Origin of the sequence: Desulfobacula phenolica (assembly GCF_900105645.1) — a bacterium.
Classification (GTDB): domain Bacteria; phylum Desulfobacterota; class Desulfobacteria; order Desulfobacterales; family Desulfobacteraceae; genus Desulfobacula; species Desulfobacula toluolica.
Genome location: NZ_FNLL01000018.1, coordinates 1 through 20,463 on the forward strand (window position 1 = coordinate 1; position 20,463 = coordinate 20,463).

The 20,463-nt window shown below is 37.0% G+C and carries 17 protein-coding genes and 1 rRNA gene; 7 read left to right on the top strand and 11 right to left on the bottom strand.

Going from position 1 to position 20,463, the window contains the following annotated elements; translation table 11 throughout:
- Positions 1-141: ribosomal RNA gene (locus BLT94_RS19850) — 16S ribosomal RNA — on the bottom strand; the annotation flags it as partial.
- 308 nt (positions 142-449) lie between these two features.
- Here BLT94_RS19850 and BLT94_RS19855 point away from each other — a divergent pair.
- Both BLT94_RS19855 and BLT94_RS19860 read left to right on the top strand, forming a co-directional pair.
- Positions 450-1,478, top strand: a complete 1,029-nt coding sequence (locus BLT94_RS19855; protein WP_139169086.1) for a sodium:calcium symporter — start codon at positions 450-452, stop codon at positions 1,476-1,478.
- Between the two features lie 60 nt (positions 1,479-1,538).
- Entirely contained in the window at positions 1,539-2,198 is a 660-nt protein-coding gene (locus tag BLT94_RS19860) for a hypothetical protein (protein ID WP_092238056.1), read from the top strand.
- Here BLT94_RS19860 and BLT94_RS19865 read toward each other — a convergent pair.
- Positions 2,187-3,089 carry a DMT family transporter gene (locus BLT94_RS19865; protein WP_092238059.1) on the bottom strand — a complete coding sequence of 301 codons (903 nt, stop codon included), beginning with the start codon at positions 3,087-3,089 and terminating at the stop codon, positions 2,187-2,189. The two genes, BLT94_RS19860 and BLT94_RS19865, sit on opposite strands and share 12 nt — an antisense overlap.
- Before the next feature lie 21 nt (positions 3,090-3,110).
- Positions 3,111-3,476: a PadR family transcriptional regulator gene (locus BLT94_RS19870; protein ID WP_014955541.1), complete on the bottom strand. Its 366-nt coding sequence runs from the start codon at positions 3,474-3,476 to the stop codon at positions 3,111-3,113.
- A gap of 117 nt (positions 3,477-3,593) precedes the next feature.
- On the opposite strand from BLT94_RS19870, the gene BLT94_RS19875 reads away from it, so the two are divergent.
- Complete coding sequence (locus BLT94_RS19875; RefSeq protein WP_014955540.1) at positions 3,594-3,806, top strand: hypothetical protein; 213 nt, start codon at positions 3,594-3,596, stop codon at positions 3,804-3,806.
- A gap of 56 nt (positions 3,807-3,862) precedes the next feature.
- Here the strand turns inward: BLT94_RS19875 and BLT94_RS19880 are convergent, their stop codons facing one another.
- From BLT94_RS19880 to cbiD, 4 genes are all read right to left on the bottom strand, one after another.
- The gene (locus tag BLT94_RS19880; RefSeq protein ID WP_014955539.1) at positions 3,863-4,711 is read right to left on the bottom strand and encodes an amino acid kinase family protein; all 849 of its coding nucleotides are present in this window, start codon (positions 4,709-4,711) and stop codon (positions 3,863-3,865) included.
- Between the two features lie 133 nt (positions 4,712-4,844).
- Positions 4,845-5,324 (bottom strand): tRNA (N6-threonylcarbamoyladenosine(37)-N6)-methyltransferase TrmO, encoded by a 480-nt coding sequence (tsaA, locus tag BLT94_RS19885; RefSeq protein WP_092238062.1) that lies wholly within the window; start codon positions 5,322-5,324, stop codon positions 4,845-4,847.
- A gap of 3 nt (positions 5,325-5,327) precedes the next feature.
- Positions 5,328-6,389 (bottom strand): GGDEF domain-containing protein, encoded by a 1,062-nt coding sequence (locus BLT94_RS19890; RefSeq protein WP_092238065.1) that lies wholly within the window; start codon positions 6,387-6,389, stop codon positions 5,328-5,330.
- Positions 6,390-6,471: 82 nt separating this feature from the next.
- A complete protein-coding gene (cbiD, locus tag BLT94_RS19895; protein ID WP_092238068.1) occupies positions 6,472-7,557 on the bottom strand; it encodes a cobalt-precorrin-5B (C(1))-methyltransferase CbiD in 1,086 nt (361 codons plus the stop codon).
- A gap of 845 nt (positions 7,558-8,402) precedes the next feature.
- On the opposite strand from cbiD, the gene BLT94_RS19900 reads away from it, so the two are divergent.
- Positions 8,403-9,581, top strand: a complete 1,179-nt coding sequence (locus BLT94_RS19900; protein WP_092238071.1) for a response regulator — start codon at positions 8,403-8,405, stop codon at positions 9,579-9,581.
- Between the two features lie 9 nt (positions 9,582-9,590).
- Positions 9,591-9,989 (top strand): roadblock/LC7 domain-containing protein, encoded by a 399-nt coding sequence (locus BLT94_RS19905; protein ID WP_092238074.1) that lies wholly within the window; start codon positions 9,591-9,593, stop codon positions 9,987-9,989.
- Between the two features lie 26 nt (positions 9,990-10,015).
- Here BLT94_RS19905 and BLT94_RS19910 read toward each other — a convergent pair whose 3' ends face one another.
- On the bottom strand, positions 10,016-11,413 hold the full coding sequence (locus BLT94_RS19910; RefSeq protein ID WP_322787308.1) for a cobyrinate a,c-diamide synthase: 1,398 nt from the start codon (positions 11,411-11,413) through the stop codon (positions 10,016-10,018).
- 17 nt (positions 11,414-11,430) lie between these two features.
- Positions 11,431-12,048, bottom strand: a complete 618-nt coding sequence (locus tag BLT94_RS19915; RefSeq protein ID WP_092238079.1) for a precorrin-8X methylmutase — start codon at positions 12,046-12,048, stop codon at positions 11,431-11,433.
- A gap of 457 nt (positions 12,049-12,505) precedes the next feature.
- Here BLT94_RS19915 and BLT94_RS19925 point away from each other — a divergent pair, with 457 nt between their 5' ends.
- Together BLT94_RS19925 and BLT94_RS19930 are read left to right on the top strand one after the other, a co-directional pair.
- Positions 12,506-14,383, top strand: a complete 1,878-nt coding sequence (locus BLT94_RS19925; RefSeq protein ID WP_092238085.1) for a methyl-accepting chemotaxis protein — start codon at positions 12,506-12,508, stop codon at positions 14,381-14,383.
- A 73-nt stretch (positions 14,384-14,456) separates the two neighbouring features.
- Positions 14,457-17,039: a hybrid sensor histidine kinase/response regulator gene (locus BLT94_RS19930; RefSeq protein WP_092238092.1), complete on the top strand. Its 2,583-nt coding sequence runs from the start codon at positions 14,457-14,459 to the stop codon at positions 17,037-17,039.
- Between the two features lie 151 nt (positions 17,040-17,190).
- Here BLT94_RS19930 and BLT94_RS19935 read toward each other — a convergent pair whose 3' ends face one another.
- Positions 17,191-17,850 (bottom strand): cytidylate kinase-like family protein, encoded by a 660-nt coding sequence (locus BLT94_RS19935; RefSeq protein WP_092238094.1) that lies wholly within the window; start codon positions 17,848-17,850, stop codon positions 17,191-17,193.
- Between the two features lie 179 nt (positions 17,851-18,029).
- A complete protein-coding gene (gene gyrB / locus BLT94_RS19940; RefSeq protein ID WP_092238097.1) occupies positions 18,030-20,453 on the bottom strand; it encodes a DNA topoisomerase (ATP-hydrolyzing) subunit B in 2,424 nt (807 codons plus the stop codon).
- Positions 20,454-20,463 lie beyond the last annotated feature (10 nt).

The following is a 20,463-nucleotide window of genomic DNA, read 5'->3' on the forward strand; positions in this document are numbered from 1 at the left end:
GCTTGAAGGTAGATTATCTACGTGTTACTCACCCGTGCGCCACTCTACTCAGGATTGCAAGCAATCCCTTTCTCGTTCGACTTGCATGTGTTAAGCACGCCGCCAGCGTTCATTCTGAGCCAGGATCAAACTCTCCAGTTATAATCCTTGATACTTCTAAACTCTTTAAGGTCTTGTTTTAAGACCCGCTTTAAAATTTCTCACTGACCAATTTTCAAAGATCAAAAAAAATCTCCCCGAGAAAACTCAATCCGTCTCTCGTGAAGACCGGCAGATAATGCATTAATTCTTATTCAATGTCAAACACTTTTTTAATAAAAAATTAATAAAAAACCTATCTTACTTAATTAATAGATAATTTATTATTAGATGATGATAAATCCTTGATTTACATCTTGCAATCCTTTATTCATTCAACACCTTTTAATCTTAATTTTGGAAATCAGGGATTGAATGATTTAATATCACACGCAGTATCATTTCTTACCAGCATTAAAAACATTAAAGGTCTTCAGGCTTGCGTGGAGCTGTTGCTAACCCCTGGATGGTGGCAACTGCTGCTATGTTTTATCTCCTGTTCCTTTTTAATGATTTTCAGGCTCAATGCCGTTGAAAAAAATGGCTTTGAAGGCACCCTTATCGGCACCCTTGTCATGCCCTATTTCAGCGGTTTTCCAAACCTGTGCTTTGCTTATCTGATTGCCAGACAAGGATCAAACGGAGCCGTGGTGCTTGAAAACTGCCTGGTGAACAATGTGACTACCCTGACTATTGTCCTTGCTCTTCCTTCCATACTGTGGGGTTTGAATTTATTCCATGGCAACGAGCAGCCCCGTGGCGAAATGAAAATAAACCACCTGTCATTATTATTCAGCATTCTTGCCATGATCTTTTTTTGTGCGGCAGTCTTTCTTGTATCAAGAGATGGAAAAATCAGTTCTGCCGATGGAATAATGCTGATGGGAATCTTTTTTTTCTGGCAATTGTACCATATGTTTGATGTATTAAAAAATAACACTCGAAAAGCAAAAACCATTAAAAAAAGAATTTTCTTGGATTTTATTCTTATTGCCATTTTTGCCTGGGGAATTTTTTCAAGTATTGATAATCTCATTCAATGGATTTTACTTCATGGCACCGGATTTTTCTCCAAAACAAACCTGGGACTTTTAAGCGGCATTCTAATGGTGCTTCCCAATGCTTTTTTAGCTGTATATTATGCTGCGATTCAACGCGCTGACATTGCCTATTCTTCCCAGATCGGTGACTGCCATATCTGCATTCCCCTTTGCATTGGACTTTTTGCCCTGTTTTCACCCATCACAGTGCCTCCATCGTTTGAAATGGCACTTTTCATTATTATGGGAGCTTCGGCTGGACACTTTTTATTTACTGCTGTTTCAGGAAAACTGCCACGGTTTGCCGGAATAATCCTGACCTGCTTGTATCTTTTTTTTATCTATAAAGAGATCATTTAAACAATATGATACCTGTTTTTACAAATGTCTCATCAGCTATCATTTTCAGGGAGAAAAAAAATGTCATATAACCGCTTTTTTAATAGAGCCGTGTGGAAACAAAAAGCCATGGCGTTTGTGGTCCGGTCCCACCGTCATCTTTGGGGAAAAAACAATGAAGACCCCCAGGCATTTTTGTTTACCCGGGGTCTTAACAATCAATTTATAAAAGATGCTCTGATAGGCTGGAACAAATTCGGACAGACCAGATCCATTAAAAACTGGGGTATTGAAACAAATTTAAAAAAAGATGAAAAATTATTTCTTGCCTCGGGGATAGTTATTCCGTTTATTGTTAAAAAAGAACTAAAATCCATTTTTATCCATCCATATGATGAAAGCCAAGATAACAAAACAACCATTATTCCTGGAAGCGTTACCCCAACAATGGTTCTGGGAGAAAAAAAAGAAAAAGTTGCCGTTATTCAAAATATTTTTGACGGCCTGTTTCTTTTCCAGGAACTAAAAGACACCTGCTGTATCATAATTCATCCAGATCCAAAGTTTGTATTGGATTTGCATCTTAACGCCATGCTTAAAAATGCTGATACTGTCTTGATATTATCTTCTGAAAAAAAAGAGTTCACTGAAAAAAAGAGCTTATTTCCAGATGTACAGGATCATTGTTTTTATGCCTATCAATCACAAGATGAAGCAAAAGAACACTGTTTAAAGAACTGATACGACCGTTTTTTTTCTTCTTAAATTAACAATAATCACCCCTGTGACAATAAAAACAATGGATGCGGTGAGATGAGGTGTAACAGCTTCGCCCAAAAGCAGGACACCAAAAACAACCCCGGCCAGGGGCATGATAAAGATAAAGGAATGCAAGGATGTGGCCCCGAATTTTTGCAGCAGGCTGTTCCAGGCAATAAACCCGAAAGCTGCCGTTACAATGGATTGATACAGCAGTGCGGTAATAATTGTAGGGTTCATCATTTGTATCATGTGTTCATCCCATAAAAAACCAAAGAGAAAAAAGAAAGGGTTACTGAAAATCATGGGATATATGGTAATTTGAAACACATTATATTGGGAAATGATACGTTTTACAAAAATGGCATTTGAACTCCACAGCAAGATTGCCATCAAAACGATCAGATCTCCTCTCTTAAAATCACCGGTCAGGTCCTGTTCATCAAAAAACAGAAACAAAACACCGATAAATCCAAAAGTTATACCAATCCCTTTTTTTAAGGTAATAGTATCGCCCGGTATAAAAATATGGGCAAGAACCAATACTACAAAAGGTAAAATATTAGATATCAATGCCCCGTGGGAGGCTGTTGTTTTATCAATACCATTATAAAAGCAGGAGAGCTGTACCACAAAAATGGCAGACAATATAAGCATCTGCCCCACTTGCTTATGATTTATTTTTAAAGGTATCTGGTTAACTCTCGCCCAGATAAAAATCACGACAGCCGCAATAGCAAACCTTATGCCTGCTGCAGTAAACGCACCTAAACCGGTCAGACAAAATTTGATGGCCACGGGATTGGCACCAAAAAGAATGCAGATAAAAATAGTCAGGGCAGCAGCCTTAAGGGTCATGTCATTGTTTTGCAACTCACACTCCAGATTGAAGAGTTATTTTTGTTGGGCATCATGATACATTTGAACAAAATCATTCAGTTGTTGGGCTTTTTTTACCATAAATTTTATCCAATAGGATAACACTTCTTTGCCTTCTTGTGTAATCGTATAAATTCTTTTTGCAGCACCGGCTTGTTTTGTTTCCCATTCAGACTGCAGCAGATTATCTTCTTCCATTTGCCGCAAATGCCGGTATACCATTCCCGGTGGAGCGTCTCCCTGAATAAACCCATAGGACTGAATAGTGCTGATCAATTCATATCCATAAGAAGGCTTTAAACTTAATCCCAATAAAATTGATGCTTGAATATATCTTTCCTGCCGCCCGGAACCAGGCTTAAGACTTTTTTCATCTCGCATATATACTACTCCTTGACATATATCCTTAAAGGATATATTCTATTATTATATGATATTAATTAATATCATATAATATATAGCCATTCAACAATTAGGATTTAACAAAAGGAGGGGGTCATGAGTAAAATATTTGTAAGAGAACGACGAAAAATCGAAAAAGGAGAGAAAAAACCACGGCTGAGGGTTGTCGGCGTAAGTGGAAATGACATTAAACTCTATTCAAAGCATATCAGAAAAGTCGAACTTGAAGCCATTGCCACTGAAACCGGCGCACAGATCGTCTATCTGCCGGGTCATGGCATGGGTAAAAAGGATGGTTCCGGTAAATAATCAAGATCCGGCACGATGTTAAAAAAAGCTGTAATATCGTGCCGGATTTGAATTTATTATTTATAGATAATCGTACCTACTTGTTTTCCATCCAGTGCATCTCGAATAAACTCCGGATGGTTAAGGGCATCAATAATCTGGAGTTCTTTCAAACACTTTGAGTGTTTAAGCATTGTTAAGATAGGACGTTCAATTATCAGATCATCCAGATCCAGTTCTATCAGTTCATCCACAGAAATTTTACCATAAAATTTTAAATCCTTGGCGTTCTTTCCCGCCTTTTTCGGATCATTCTCAAAAAGACCTTTTTCATCTTTCAAATAAATAAGAGACCGGGCACCGATATTCTCTGCCAGCAAAAATGCACCGCAGTCAGTTCGATGTGGAGGAATGGAACCAAATTCAGCCGGATGTTCAAAAAAACCATAGGGCGGTATTCCTGTTGTGATGGGAAGGTATCCCTCCTTGCAGAACATGGTCAATTGTTCCAGATGATCGCCATGACCGATTTTCACACCCCCGTGTTTTGCCAGAAGAACAGAGAGCATTTCCGCATTCTGCCAGGAAACCTTATCACCCAGTTTTGATAAAACCCCTGTAGGCATTCCCAGGTCCACACCGATATTGTACACATGTCTGGCCCGGGTCCCGCCACCGGTCATCAGCAGAAGCTTATATTCTTCCTTTAATTTTATCAATTCGTCAACAATAGGTAACATGGCTCTACCCCTGTCCATGATACTTTGACCACCAATCTTCAGAATATTGATGTCCGGGTGCATCCTGAAATAATCCTTGGATTCGGTTGTTTTTAAAAATTGCTTGCTCACAAGTGATTCTCCCATAAGGGGGGTATCAATATGCAATCTGCCCTTATTGTCATCTTCTTTTATCAATTTTCCCATTATTGACTCCTTTATAAATAATTGATTAACCGTCAACTTGTATACTTTAACAGATTTGTCAACCTGAGGTCTACCGGCATTTTTTACTAACGGCCACGTCAGATCAAGCTGCCACAACAAAAGGCATCAGGTTTTAAACAAACCGGTCATCGGATTTTAAAAAAGTGGCATTTTTCTGAGTTTTTTCAAGCCAGCCAACGGCTGTCACAGCTTTTGAATCAAATTCCGGGACATAGGGTTTGATATCAATTAACGGGGTGCCGTCAAGCACATCAATTCCTTTAATAGTTAATCTATTGCCTTCTATTTTAAGCAAATTGACAATTGACAACCCGATGGGATTAGGCCGCCTAGGAGCCCGTGTGGAAAAAACCCCTCGTTTTTGATCATCCAGAAAAGGGGTTAATATCAAATCATACCCTTTTGACTGATGAAAATTATACAAAAGAATAAGATGGGAAAATCCTTCCAGATCTTTTAACCCCAGTTCATATTCTTTGTTAATAACAATGGTTCCCGTTACTTTATCTGCACCGGACGGCTGTATGGGCATGCCCTTCAGGCTGTCAAAAGGGGTATGAATAATTCCAATGGAGGAAATGTTAATGTTCATTGTTTATATATCCCTATATACGCTTGTTTTGTTTCTTCCGTTTTGCTTGGATTCATACAGGGCAATATCTGCCCGGCTGATCCAGTCGGTTACTATTTTTATACCCGAATCTTTGGAAAGTTGAGATATCCCAAAAGACATTGTAATATTTAAATATTCATTATTCAGAATTTTTCCTGTTCTATCCATTTTTTCAAACTTGGTGTCTGAAATGATTTTCCGAAGCCGTTCTATAATCTGAAACGTTTTTTTTTCATCGGCTTCATCAAAAATCAATAAAAATTCCTCCCCTCCATAACGCCCGGCAACATCAAAAACCCCTCTCATGGAATTTGACAGCAGATCACCGACCTTTTTTAAGACCAGATCACCCTGAATATGCCCATAAGTATCATTGATTTTTTTGAAAAAATCAATGTCCCCCATGGCGATACAGGCAATTGAAGCGGATTTTCTTTCAAACCGTTTTAATATGATTTCAACTTTTTGTTTAATTTTAGCACTATTGAAAAGCCCGGTGAGATTGTCATATTCAGCCTGATATTTAAACTGAATTTTCAACAGAATCGCACTTAAAAGATTACACATGATTTCAACACATGCAACTTCATAATCTTTTACAGAAGACTCGTTTCCACAAAAATCTCCGCCAACAAGATAGGCACCTCCACAACTTTCCGGAAAATGGACATAGCCAATAATATCACACCCCACTCCAGCTACATTGATATGTGAAACCCTTTTGTTTAAAAAGGCTTTCACCTCATTGATATGTATCATATCCGGATCATCCAGAAAAAGTCTCAATTTTCTGCCTTCCTCCAGATCAGGCCGCAGACCGTCAGGATCCAGAATTTTTACAATTTCCAGAATCAGACGATTTTCAATAACATTGGAGACCTTGTACAGTACACTGACATCAAACATCATAGTTTGCCGGATAATTTCCAAAGGGAACTCAAACCCATCGTTTTTGTTGGCATTGGCATCCAGATCGGTTAAAAAACCGGATAATTTACCCAGCCGGTTCAGAACTGTTTTTGCATCGGATTTATATTTTTTCATGGAAGTTTTCCTTAAATTTTTTTCTTATGCACCATTGTATTGGATTATGAGAAACTCCATATAGAGGGTTGCCTGACTTGTTTTATCTTGAATCAAAGGCAATGGTTCCGTCAAAATCAAGGATCATGATCCTGATCTTAAGTTTATGGTCTGAAAACCGGGTTGCCGTCTGTATTATTTTTTTACCCACATAAACCATAAGTTCCGGGTATTCAGGATAGATGTACGAAAACGCATGACGGGCTGTATTAGCTCTGCAAATAAGACTTTTCAGCTTCCGGTTCCCTGTTATATCCAGTGCCCATGTTGACAATTTTTTCAAGGTCAGTTCCGATTTGGCCGCATGTGTATGTTCAAACCCCAGGGCCATTTTAACCGCCTTGCCGAAAAACACTGTGTATATAATGGAATGAATCCCTGAATTGAGCCGTGCCATATCAAGGGATGCCTTAAAAAAATCCCCGGTCTGGATAAAAGCCTCTTCGCCAAATGATTTAAAAATTTCCATGGCAAAGCGTTCGCTTCGTCTGCCCGTGGTAAAAACAAGCGTGTCAATACCCATAGCAGCCGCAACACAAATGCTTGATTTGATCGTTGCAATATAAGCATCATGGGACATGGGGGTGACAAGACCTGTGGTTCCCAGAATAGAAATCCCCCCTAAAATGCCCAGCCGGGCATTAAGGGTTTTTTGGGCAAGAACCTCCCCTTGTGGAACAAAAATTTCTACGTCCACCTTTTTTTGGCGAACATTAAACCGGTCAAACACATCTGCTACTGAATTTTGGATCATGGTCCGGGGTCCGGGATTTATTGCAGATTCTCCTACCGGTAATTCAAGACCTGGTTTGGTTACGGTTCCAACCCCTTTTCCGCCGATGATCTGTATGGCAAATTCATTTGAATCAGAAACGGTTACACGAGCCCCGATTTCAGCCTTGTGGGTGATATCAGGATCATCGCCTGCATCTTTTATAACAAGGGCTTCTACCGTGTTTTCCGATATTTTTTTTATGGATTTAATATCAATTTTTTTTTTTTCACCGGTCAGAAAAAAAATTTCGACGAAATCAGGGTCTTGAAAAAAAAAAGAGAGCAAGGCGGCTTTTACGGCAGCTGCTGCAGCAGCACCGGTTGTAAACCCTTTTTTAAGTGTTTTGGATGACATTTTTATTTTTGTTCTTTTCTGTTTCAGTAAAATAACTAACCTTTTTATTGAGTATTCGCATTATAATTCACTATGCTTAAATTAAAATCACCAATTTAAAAAAATCTAATACTTCTTAATTTTCAATTCTAAATATGACATTATTCAATAATAATTGTATCTGTTATCCATTATAGAGTTCACTCCAGTTGATTAGTTCTACTATATTTCACCAAATAAATTATTTTATCATTTTCAGGATTAAAATCCAAGATTATAGGGTTACAAAACTATTGTAAAGTAAATAGCGTAACTTTTTTAACTCGTCAGTCACAAGTTTTTTAGAGTGCGCATGAGCGCACCTCTCACTGATTTTTATAATTCAGTTGATATTTTATTCTTTTGCCACGGTGTTAAAAGGTTTTGATATCAGCCTTTCCGATTCCATTCGCAGATATGCTTTTTGAAACATCCTTTTTTCTTGTAACGGTGTTTCATAATTTCACGCATTTCCGCGCCAGGAGCGAGATTGAAAAAATCCCTGACAAGTAAATTCCCGACAACTGATTTGACGGTCCGCTCTGATGGCGCAGCGGATCTTTATGCCTGACAGACCATAAAGATTGAAAGTCACTGTTTAAATTTTTGAAAACTTTAATATAAAAAATAATATTTTTTTTTAGACAGTAGTAAAAAGTCATGATATAAGATATCAGCTAAGTAATAAAATTCAAAATTATCAAAAAAAATTTTTAAAAGTCTGATGTTTTAAATATAAAAGATATTGAATTTATAAACACAACTAAATAGTTTGTTTTTAATATCTACAGTAATTCAATTAACAATAAAAAAGTAATAATTATATTATGAAAAATGTATTGATAGTTGATAGTGAAGAAGACTTTGTTAAACATCTTACTGAAGTTCTAAGAGATTATCAGAAAATTTTCTCGGTAGTCAGAACAAAAAATAATAAAAATGCCATAGACATTTTAAATGAGATACCAATTGATCTTATAGTTCTCGATTTTAAAATACCTAAAACAGATGAACTTGAGCTATTGAGCTATATTGATTTAAAATTTCCAGCCATTACCATAATTTTAACGAGTAGATATGGTATATCAAAAGTTAAAAAATCGCTTGATTCAATAGGTGTATATAAAATTTTTAAAAAACCTATAGTCTTTGAAAAAATGGCAAAGTCAATAATTGAGGGCTTGAAAATTATTGAAGATCAGGGGTCTGCAACCGGAATTTCAATAGAAACATTTCTTCAAATCCTATCGTTAGACCAGAAAACATGTCTTCTTGAAGTTATAAGCAACGGTAATAAACCAGGTTATTATTTTATAAAAAATGGAATTTTATACGATGCAATTTTTGGAAATAGAGTAGGCATAAAAGCCGCTATCAAAATGCTTAATTTGGAAAAAGTAACTCTTAATCTAAAAAAATTACCTTCTAAAAAAATAAAGAATAAAATAAATACCAGTATAATGGCTCTACTTTTAGAAAATTCAAAAGATAAAGATGAAAAGAACTCTGATGAAATAGAACAAACCAATGAGATAACCGATTCTATATTAAAACCGGTTAATATAAAAGAAAATCCAATAAATAATAACAACAAGGAGCCCGATATGTCTAAATCAAAATTAGATTTAATTCTATTAAAATTCCGTGATGAGATACCTGAATATATATCAACAAGTATTGTGGAAATTTCAACGGGCATGTCTGTTGCGGGAGATTCCATACTTACTGAATTTGATACCGCTGCAGCTTCTGCGGCTTTTGCAGATGTTATTAAGTCAACTGAAATAGGGCTTAATGCACTTGGTGGTTCTGATAATGCTGGTTCTACCGAGGAAATTTTAATATCTACTGACAAAGTTATCCTATTAGTATCGATATTAGGTAATACAGGTTACTATCATGGCCTTGCAATAACAAAAAAAGGTAATCTGGGATTTGCCCGGGTAATTATGAAAAAATATTTATCCAAAATAGTTGCATTATTAAAAGAGGTGGTTGGAGTCTAATCTATTTTTATGAATAGTTTAAAAAAAATATTACAAGAAATTTCACAAAAATTAGATGGCAGCTTGATTATAAATATTATTGGGATGGATGGAATTAGTATAGCTGAATACAATACTAATGAGACAAACAGTGATGCTTTTTCGGCAAAATTTGCAGTAATTATGAGTATGATAGAAAGATGGACCGGAGAATTAGATGAATGGGGTGAATTTGAAGAAGATTTGATTGTTGTCAAGACAAGCAAGGTTTGGATAATTGCTCTTTTATTAGATTCAAATTATTTTCTTGGTTTTATGATAAATAGACAAAAGGGGGTTCTCCGTAACATACAATTAATAATAAAAAAATATAGAACTTTAATAAAAAAAGAGCTTTATAAAACAACAGAATTTCCAGTTAAGATATAAAATCATATAAACTGAAAAAAAAAGCTTTATGTTTTTTTATTCTTAAACTTTTTGCAGCAGTCCACAAATTGTTTTGCACAACCTTTGCTGCTTCCAAAATGAATATGAAGATAACTGCCCAGGGTGTTTGATACCTGATAACCGTGCAGGGAAATATCCTGCCCTGCACGGGAGGTCACATGATATACATTTGCAGTATCGCTGTCGGGATTTTCCAGGGATGAATAATGAAATTCATGCCCCCGCAAAACATCCCCTTTTTTTCCGATAATTGTATCTTGCTTTAACGTTATTTCCCTGTACCCAAGCGAACGAAGACGCTTTGACATTTGAACGTTCAAATTAAAACAGCCGGACATAAAATATGATTGAGTTTCATCCATGCCTGACACTTTATTGCAAAGAAACATAAATCCACCGCATTCACCGTAAATGGGCATGCCGGATATGCTTTTTTCCTTGATTTCCTTTAACAGCAGGTTTTTTTCAGACAATTTTTCAGCAAACACTTCCGGGTATCCGCCGCCAAAATAAATCCCGTCAATATTCTGTGGCAGCCTGTCATCATTCAAGGGTGAAAATTCAACAATTCTTGCCCCGGCCTTTTTCAAAAGGTCTAAATTATCCGGGTAGTAAAAACAAAAAGCCTTATCCCTGGCAACAGCAATTACCGGACCCTTTTCCACGGACAGATCAGCGATTTTTGGCTGCGTGTCTGCCAATGTTTCAAAAGATTCAAGTGACTGGATCAACCCTTTCATATCAATATGATCCCTGACCATATCGGAGAGCAATGATAAAACCTCTCTGCTGATTTCCATTTCTTCCGCCGTAACCAGTCCCAGATGCCTTTCCGGCATCACTATACGGTCATTTTTCGGCATAAATCCAAGGCATTTTGTTGTACAGCTTTGTTCCACCGCTTTTTTCAAATAGTCATAATGCCGCAGACTTCCGGTCTTGGTGAATATGACACCGGCAATTTTCAAATCAGGATCAAAGGTTTCAAAGCCTTTGACAATGGCAGCCGCACTTCTTGCCTTTCCCCTGGCACTGACGATCAATACTACCGGCAAATCCAGCCATTTGGCTATCTGAGCGGTGGAGCCTGCATCTGAAAGACCGTCAAATCCGTCAAAAAGCCCCATAACACCTTCAATCACAGCCATATCATAACCTGCTGTGTTTTCATTGAAAATCCGGGTATTATATTCTTTGGAAAGCATCCAGGAATCCAGATTAATACTTGTTTTTCCTGCAATTTTGGTATGGTGGCCGGGATCAATAAAATCAGGCCCAACCTTAAACGGGGCCACTTTAATTCCCATGTCAGCAAGATATGACAAAATAGCAAGACTTATTGTGGTTTTCCCGGTTCCGCTGCCGGTGGCACCAATGACAAAACCTTTGATAATATCCTCCAGTTGTTTATTCTAGCAGTTTATCTGGCCTCAACCGCCATTATGGCAAGTGCATTGACAATACTTGCGGCAATATTTGATCCGCCTTTTCTTCCCTTGTTGGTAATGTAGGGAAAATCAAGTGCCATCAATTCATCCTTGGATTCAGCTGCATTCACAAATCCCACAGGAAATCCAATCACCATGGCAGGATTTGCTTTTTTATCTTTTATCAATTCTATCAACCTTAACAGTGCGGTTGGGGCATTACCCACCACATAAATGCCGCCTTCCATCTTTTCACACGCCATATCAACAGCTGCCAAGGCCCTTGTGGAACCAGCCTCTTTTGCTTTTTTTGCAACCGCTTCGTCTGCGATCAGGCAAGAAACATTGCCGCCAAATTCATGAATTTCTTTTTTCCTGATTCCCACACGGGCCATATTGGTGTCTGTAATGATATGACAGCCCCTTTGAATAGCCTGTATTCCTTTTTGGACCGCATCAGGATAAAACCTTATCGTCTGAATATATTCAAAGTCTGCCGATGTATGAATCATTCGCCTGACAATGGGCCACTGATCATCACTGAATGAGTGGTCCCCGACTTCTTTTTCGATTATCTTAAAACTTAAATCTTCAATCTCTTGCGGTTTCATTATATATAACCTGCTGTTACGGGTTGTTGCCATTATTTATACTCTAACTGAATACCATTTTTCCCTTCTTTTTTGCAACTGCTAAAGCCCTGTAAAAATACTTTTAATCGTTGTTATTGCTTTGGAAACTTTCCTGCTTGCTAATAGAATATTTTTTTTAACATCATTCAAACAAAAGTAGAAATCATTTACACTTTGAAAATAATCCTGACATCTGTCAAAGCAATTTAAGCATCCTATTTTAAACCGGATGGTAGCAACAACTTGTTCAATTCCGCACAGATGAAACCTTAATAATTTGATATGATTAAATAAATTCAAAAAGTCCCTTATGTTCAACCCTTAGTATATTAATATTTAAATAAAACATGGTATGCAAATTGTATGGCCATCATATTGGGAAGTGAGCATTCTGATGGAATAAATACAAATTTGGATTAAAATAAAGGAATAATCAATGTTTAAAAATATGAAATTAGGAACAAAGATTATGGGTCTGGCAGGACTGCTGATTATCCTATGCGGCCTTGTGGCGTATGCTGGTTATTATACCAATACCTCTGTTGTTGACAGGGTCCATATTGCCGATGACGTGAACCAAATGGTTAAAATCATGCTGGAAACCCGACGGCACGAAAAAAATTATATTATCAGGGAAAAAACAACATATGTGGAAAAGGTGAACGAAAATATTAAGGACCTTAAACAACAGATCCTGTCAACAAAAGAAGAATTTACTGACCTTGAAAATAAAAATAAGATGGATGATATCCTGTCACAAGTAAACCATTATGAACAAGGTTTTTCCACTTATGTCGGCCTTAACGGAAAAATCCAAAAACTTATAAGTGTTGATGATAAAATGGTTCAAAGTGCCAGGCTTATGGAAAAAAACGCCGCTGAAATTCATCGTATCCAGCGGGAGCAATACTATCAGTTACAAAAAGACGGGGCATCTGCTGAAATCCTTAATTCAAGGCTTAAATGGGCAGATGATACCAATTTGATTATTCAAAATCTTTTACAATGCCGCCGTCAGGAAAAAAATTTTCTTTTAAGAGAGGATACGGTTTCTATTGATAAGGTTTCCAAATTTTCAAAAAAAATTATAGAGCTTGCTGAAAATTTAAAATCAGTTGTTCAGTCTGACGAATCAAAGCAAAAAATTAATAGTATTATCAATTCTTTCGAGATATATAAAACTGCTTTTGATAATGTAGTTCATTGTAAAGAGCAACAAGTATCAGCAACTGATCAAATGGTGGCATCAGCCAGGGCGGTTCAGAAAATATGCAGTGATACCAGGGCAAATCAAAAGGCAAAAATGAATGATCAAATATCTTTTACCGGTATTTTCCTGGGCCTGACAACACTGGCAGCTGCAGGATTGGGAATATTTCTTTCTTTTTTCATTACCCGCGGAATTACAAGGTATTTAAGTCAAATCATTGAAAATCTTGAAACCGGGTCTCAACAGGTTTCCGCCGCATCCAGCCAAATTTCATCAGCCAGCCAATCCCTTGCGGAAGGGTCGACTGAACAGGCCGCATCCATTGAGGAAACATCTGCATCGCTTGAACAAATATCGTCCATGGTCAAACAAAATTCAGAAAATTCCGGATTGACCAACAACATAATGCAGGAAGTAAGCAAAGAGGTAAAACAGGCTTCCGTATCCATGGGACAGCTGACCCAATCCATTGATGAAATTTCAAAAGCAAGCGAAGAAACCTCCAAAATAGTTAAAACCATTGATGAAATTGCATTTCAGACCAATCTTCTGGCCCTTAATGCCGCTGTTGAAGCCGCCCGGGCAGGGGATGCAGGAGCAGGTTTTGCAGTTGTGGCAGATGAGGTAAGAAATCTTGCCATGCGTGCGGCTGATGCAGCAAAAAACACAACCGACCTGATTGAAGATATTACAAACAAGATAAATATAGGTTCTGGTATGGTTGTCAGCAATAATGAATCATTTTCCAGGGTTGCGAAAAGTTCAATCAAGGCCAGTGAACTGGTGAATGAAATTACCGCAGCGTCAAAAGAACAGTCCGAGGGTATTGAACAGCTCAATATTGCCGTAACTGAGGTTGACAAGGTGATACAGCAGAATGCGGCAACTGCGGAAGAGTCTGCCAGTACTTCTGAAGAACTCAATGCTCAGGCCGAACAAATGAAATACCTCGTTCATGAGCTGGTGATTGTGGTCAACGGTTCGAAAAACAGAACAAGAAAACCCGATTATGAAACACAAACAGCACTCATGGAGTCAGGCAAAAGAGAAATTCGGTCCGACCAGTTGATTTCCTATGACGATGATGACTTTAAAAATTTTTAATCTCAAATAATGTATTAACCGGAACAAATGATATGCCTGCTTAGAAAGGCATATCATGAGAAGGTAATAAATCATGAAAATCCGCAAAACTAAAATGAAGCTGTCTTCAAAATTATTTTTGCTCTTTATTACCCTGACCATAATCAGCGTTATTATAATTGCAGTATATATTAATCTGAACAGCCGTCGTGAATTAAGGAGCATGGCTGCCGGCCAGTTTGGTATTCAGCAGCTGATGCAGACAAGATTGGTGGCATCCGCAATTGAAAACTATTTTGATCATTTTATTTCAAATCTGTATTTTATGGCAAATGCAAACCAAATACTATCTTCAATCCCCTCCCAAGATACTTTGTTTTACAAACTGTATGATAAGTTGCAGAACGTTACCTCCATAAGGTTTGTAAGTATTAATGGAATTTTGACATTTATTTATCCCAGTGAAGGATTTCGCCGTGAATTGATTGGAAAAAACTATGGTACGAAAGAATTTTATAAAAAAACTATAGCAACCGGTAAAATTTCCATCTCCAGCCTTCTTTACAATGAAGAAAATAAACCGAGAATTAGAATCGCCATTCCTGTTTTTGACAATGATCAGGCCACACCCCACATCAAAGGTGTTTTGGTGGGATCTTTTGATCCGATGAATGTTTTAAATTCAATTATAAATTCAATTATATCAGACAAGACCGGTTATGCATGGATTCTGGATTCAAAAGGTAACTTTCTCACGCATCCTGTCAAAGAATTTGAAGGGAAAAGCAGTTTTGGTGCCAGAGAGAAAAAAAACCCGGCTTTTTCATATAAAAAAATAGAAACAATTCAGCAAAAAATGATACAGGGCCATGAGGGTACGGATACCTATACCTCGGGCTGGCATCGGGAACAAAAAGGATATATTGAAAAATTTGTGGCATATTCACCTGTAAAAACAGCTGATTCCAATTGGTCTATAGCGATTTGTTCCCCGATGAATGCGCTTGATGAAATCATTGAAGAAACTGAAAGATACGAGCATTATACATTATTTTTTATTGTTTTCATTTTTTTAACAGGGGGCATACTTTTATTCAAAAACAGCTATCAAAGGTATTGTTCTTTTGAACAATCACTGAAATTAAATGAACAAAAATTAAGTGCTATAACTCAGGCATCTCCTATAGGAATCTGTCTGGTTAAACAACGAAAAATTTACTGGGCAAATGAAACCTTGCACACAATGTTTGGATATGAATATGATGATTTGATCGGTAAAAACGTCAGGATGTTTTACCAGAATGATTCCAGTTATCTGAGAATAGGCAAAGCGCTTTATTCTGATTTTTCTGAATTAAAACCATCTCAATTAACAAGCCAATGCATAAAAAAAGATGGAACAATTTTTCATTGCTCACTCAGAAGCTGCCCTTTGAATTCTTCTGATCTATCAGAAGGATTCATTGTCGTTGTTGGAGACATTACCGAAAGAGTAGCAGTGGAACAAGAAAACAACCGGCTGAAAGACCATATTATCAGAACCCAGAGAATGGAGGCCATAGGTATTCTGGCAAGTGGCATTGCTCATGATTTCAACAATATTCTTTTCCCCATTACAGGATATGTTGAAATCCTGCTTTTGGATACCGCTGAAAACAGTGACACCCATGAGTATCTGATGAATATTCTTAAAGCATCAAACAGGGCAAAAGAACTGATCAATCAAATTCTCTCATTCAGCAGGAAAACGGAAAAAGAAACAAACCCGGTGCTGGTTCAGCCTATTATAAAAGAAACTCTTAAGTTTTTAAAAAAAACCATTCCAACAACCATAAATATAGTTCAGCAAATTGATATGAACTGCAGACCCATTATGGCGGATTCAACCCAGATTCATCAGGTCATCATGAATCTGTGTACCAATGCATATCAAGCCATGGAAGATCGAGGTGGAACACTTACAGTAAAACTTTTTGAATCAGAAATCAAAGAAGATGATTTAAATAATCTTTTGGATTTAAAACCGGGCAGATATTTGGAATTGTTAATTTCAGATACAGGAATTGGAATGAAAAAAAACATTGCTCTGAAAATATTTGAACCTTATTTTACAACCAAAAAATCTGGAAAAGGTACTGGGCTGGGGTTGGCAGTTGCTCATGGAATTGTTAAAAAAGCAGGAGGAGACATTAAAGTGATCAGTAAACCAGAGAAAGGAACCTGTTTTCACATATATATGCCCCTTATTGATTCAAACACGGAAAAAGCATCACTCCCGGATATTAAAAACAATTGTATAAAAGGAACGGGGCATATCCTGCTGGTAGATGATGAAGAACAGATTGTAGCCATGGAACAAAAATTTCTTAAGAGACTTGGATATGATACCACAGCCTGTACAAGCAGTATTAAAGCCCTTGAGATATTCAAAACCAACCCAAATAAATTTGACTTGGTGATAACAGATCTGACAATGCCTGAGATAACAGGTGATAAGTTAGTTGAGGAAATAAAAAAAAGAAATCCTGATGTTCCTGTAATTATTTGCACAGGGTTTAAAAGAACCTATACAAAAGAGTGGATGGATTCCATTAATGTCCAGGAACTTTTAATAAAACCCGTGAAGATGAAGGACTTGTCAACATTGATATCCAAAACGATAAACGGCAACAGATAATACAAGCATAAAAAAATATCTATTCCAGTTCTATTCTTATCAAATTAAAAAATAATATTTAACAGCGGCTTGCTCTATTAGAAAACAAACAACTGTTAAGAAAGGCCTTTCTTTAAATGAAAAAGGTCATGAAAAATTTAACTGTTTAATTTTAATTAATTGCACACTTAATGATTTGCACTGCTTTTTCAACGGACAGGGTTCCGGTGTTTAAAATCAAATCATAATTTGAAGGATCGTTTGCATCACAATTAAAATATCTTTTTACAAAAGCTGTTCTATTGGAATCGGTACTGACCATATGCTTCATTGCGTCATCCAGGTTCATACCATGACATTTCTGAGTTTGGTTACGACGCAAATTCATGGGTGCCACGATCTTTACTCTCAGGACGTTTTTACCCTTTAAAACACAATTTGCACCTCTTCCCAGAATAACAGCATTTCCATGCTTGCCAATGGTAGTTAATATCTTCAACAAAAGTTTTGAATATTCGTCTGCCCATAAATGGTGTTCATTTACAAAATTTGATATAATATCATCCACGATGTTCATTGACCGCTCATCCAAGGTTTCCAAAAGGCCCCGGTTGGTCTTTGATATATCAACCATGGCTTCAAGAATCTTTTTGTCAAACAGATCAAGCCCTGTTTCAGAGCAAAGTCTTTCCGCAACCTCACATCCTTGGCTACCGCATTCCCTGGAGATGGTGATAACATTGATGAATTCCTGAATGGGTTTAGCTTCTTTTTTTTCCATTTCCCATTTTTTGATCTGCTCATCAATTCGTTTTTGAATGGACTTGGGCATGATGGCCTCCTTTATTTTTAATAAAAAATGGTGAAAAATTTATTATTGAAGTGTATTTATATAATAATTTAAATTCAAAATGATGTCAATTAAACCTTTTGACAGACTTAGAACTGAAAAACAAAAAAAAGGAGTTAAATAATTAACTCCTTTTTTTTCTTACTAATATTTAAAAAGTATCAATAATCTAGTGACGAGACCTCAAGGGCATGTTTTTGAATAAAATTTCTTCGAGGTTCCACTTCCTCACCCATCAGGAGAGTAAAGATCTCATCTGCTTTTTCAGCATCTTCAATATTCACCTTGAGCATTATCCTTTTTTCAGGATTCATAGTGGTTTCCCAGAGTTGGTCCGGATTCATTTCGCCCAGACCTTTATATCGCTGAATATTAATCCCTTTTTTTGCTTCTGACATTATAAACTCAAATAGACTGTATATATCATCAAACGGGTACTCTTTTTTTATTTCAGCATCTGACTGTTTAGCAGATATGGAAAAAGGAGGTTTATCAAACTGTTTGATTTTTTCATATCCTTTCAGCATCCTTTTATAATCATTGGTAGCCAGAATTTCTCTGCCAACCCTTAAAACAGGCTGTTTTTCTTCTTTTTCATATATATCCATTTCAAAGATATTTCTTTCCGGATCATACTCTATTTCACCTGAGATATATCCGTGTTTCGTAAGATCTTCTGAAAGAGAAATAAAATTTTGCTTTTCCTCAAGAAAAAATTTATCTTTCACACCATTTTTAATCAGAGTAAGCAAGAGATCTGTATCCATATCTCTTTTCTTTAATAAAACGACTGCATTATAATAGTCAGATAAATTGACCAGAAAAAAATAAAAGTCTTCTTCTAAAAGAGGTTCCTTGTTGCCATGTATAAACATATTTTTTTGCCCGGCAATTCTTTTCACCAGGTAATTGGAATACTCTTCTTCATTTTTAAGATATATCCCGCTTTTCCTTGACCCCACTCTGAAAAGCGGCGGCTGGGCAATATATAGATACCCTTTTGAAACCAGATCCGGCATCTGCCTGTAAAAAAAGGTCAACAGCAGAGTTCTGATATGAGATCCGTCAACATCCGCATCCGTCATTATAACAACTTTATGATATCTGACTTTTTCAATGTCATACTCTTCCCTGCCGACACCAGTGCCTAAAACCGTAATAATGTTCTTGATTTCATCACTTCTCAGGATTTTATCAAACCTGGCCTTTTCAACATTAAGTATTTTTCCCTTAAGAGGAAGAATCGCCTGGAACCGTCTGTCTCTTCCCTGTTTGGCACTGCCGCCTGCAGAATCTCCCTCCACAAGAAACAATTCTCTTTCAGCAGGATCTGCAAACTGGCATTCAGCCAGTTTACCCGGCAAAGACGAATCCAGAAGGGTTCCTTTTTTTCTGGCAAGTTCTCTTGCTCTTTTGGCGGCATCCCTTGCCCTTGCGGCATCAACCGCCTTGGCAATAATTTTTTTTGCAACATTTGGATTTTCCTCAAGATACTGACCCAGTTTTTCATTGAGAAGAGATTCAACAATTCCTTTAATTTCATTATTTCCCAGCTTTGTTTTAGTCTGACCTTCAAACTGGGGTTCCATAAGTTTCACGGAAATAATAACAGCAAGACCTTCTCTCATATCATCGCCGCCGATTTTAATATTCTGCATATTTTTGGGCAGATTATTTGATCCAGAAGAGATATAAGAGTTTACAGTACGGGTTAACGCTGCCTTAAAACCGGACACATGGGCACCACCTTCAATGGTCCTGATATTATTGGCATAAGAATAGAGTTTTTCCTTAAAGGTATCATTGTATTGAATGGACACTTCAATCTGTACATCCTTTTTATCACCTTCGATATGGATGGGATCATGCAAAGCAGTACAGGACCGGTTCAAATACTCAACAAAAGAGACAATTCCACCTTCATAGTGAAAATCATCTTTTTCAGCAGACCGTTCATCTTCAATAATGATTCTGATTCCTTTATTTAAAAAGGCAAGTTCTCTCATTCTTCGGGAAATGATTTCGTAAATAAATTCATTCTCGTTCATAATTTCAAAATCAGGAATGAATGTAATTTTTGTTCCCCTTTTAACCGTATCTCCTTTAATGACAAGTTCGGTCTTCTTATCACCTTTGGAGTAGGACTGATGATAAATTTTTCCATCTTTATAGACTTCCATGTCAAGATTCAAGGAAAGTGCATTAACAACGGAAATTCCAACTCCGTGCAACCCTCCTGATACTTTATAGGAATCTTTATCAAATTTACCTCCGGCATGAAGCTTGGTCATGACCACTTCACAGGCAGGTATATTTTCTGTTTCATGTATTGCAACGGGAATTCCGCGACCGTTATCTTCCACACTCACACAATTATCCGGATGAATGGTCACAAAAATCGTATCGCAGTGTCCTGCCATGGCTTCATCAATACTGTTGTCCACCACTTCATAAACCAGGTGGTGAAGCCCTTCAATATCAACATTTCCAATATACATGGAAGGTCTTTTACGAACGGCTTCAAGACCTTCCAGTACTTTTATACTGCCGGCACTATACTCTTTTGTTACTTTATTTTTATCCACATGTGACCTT

Bases quoted from the DNA above. Each gene is read 5' to 3' on its own strand.
- BLT94_RS19875 (WP_014955540.1), top strand. From the start codon at position 3,594: ATGAGTAAAATATTTGTAAGAGAACGACGAAAAATCGAAAAAGGAGAG.
- tsaA (WP_092238062.1), bottom strand. From the start codon at position 5,324: ATGAACATTAACATTTCCTCCATTGGAATTATTCATACCCCTTTTGAC.
- BLT94_RS19930 (WP_092238092.1), top strand. From the start codon at position 14,457: ATGAAAATCCGCAAAACTAAAATGAAGCTGTCTTCAAAATTATTTTTG.
- BLT94_RS19905 (WP_092238074.1), top strand. From the start codon at position 9,591: ATGAATAGTTTAAAAAAAATATTACAAGAAATTTCACAAAAATTAGAT.
- BLT94_RS19925 (WP_092238085.1), top strand. From the start codon at position 12,506: ATGTTTAAAAATATGAAATTAGGAACAAAGATTATGGGTCTGGCAGGA.
- cbiD (WP_092238068.1), bottom strand. From the start codon at position 7,557: ATGTCATCCAAAACACTTAAAAAAGGGTTTACAACCGGTGCTGCTGCA.
- BLT94_RS19900 (WP_092238071.1), top strand. From the start codon at position 8,403: ATGAAAAATGTATTGATAGTTGATAGTGAAGAAGACTTTGTTAAACAT.
- BLT94_RS19915 (WP_092238079.1), bottom strand. From the start codon at position 12,048: ATGAAACCGCAAGAGATTGAAGATTTAAGTTTTAAGATAATCGAAAAA.
- BLT94_RS19880 (WP_014955539.1), bottom strand. From the start codon at position 4,711: ATGGGAAAATTGATAAAAGAAGATGACAATAAGGGCAGATTGCATATT.
- BLT94_RS19890 (WP_092238065.1), bottom strand. From the start codon at position 6,389: ATGAAAAAATATAAATCCGATGCAAAAACAGTTCTGAACCGGCTGGGT.
- BLT94_RS19860 (WP_092238056.1), top strand. From the start codon at position 1,539: ATGTCATATAACCGCTTTTTTAATAGAGCCGTGTGGAAACAAAAAGCC.
- BLT94_RS19870 (WP_014955541.1), bottom strand. From the start codon at position 3,476: ATGCGAGATGAAAAAAGTCTTAAGCCTGGTTCCGGGCGGCAGGAAAGA.
- BLT94_RS19935 (WP_092238094.1), bottom strand. From the start codon at position 17,850: ATGCCCAAGTCCATTCAAAAACGAATTGATGAGCAGATCAAAAAATGG.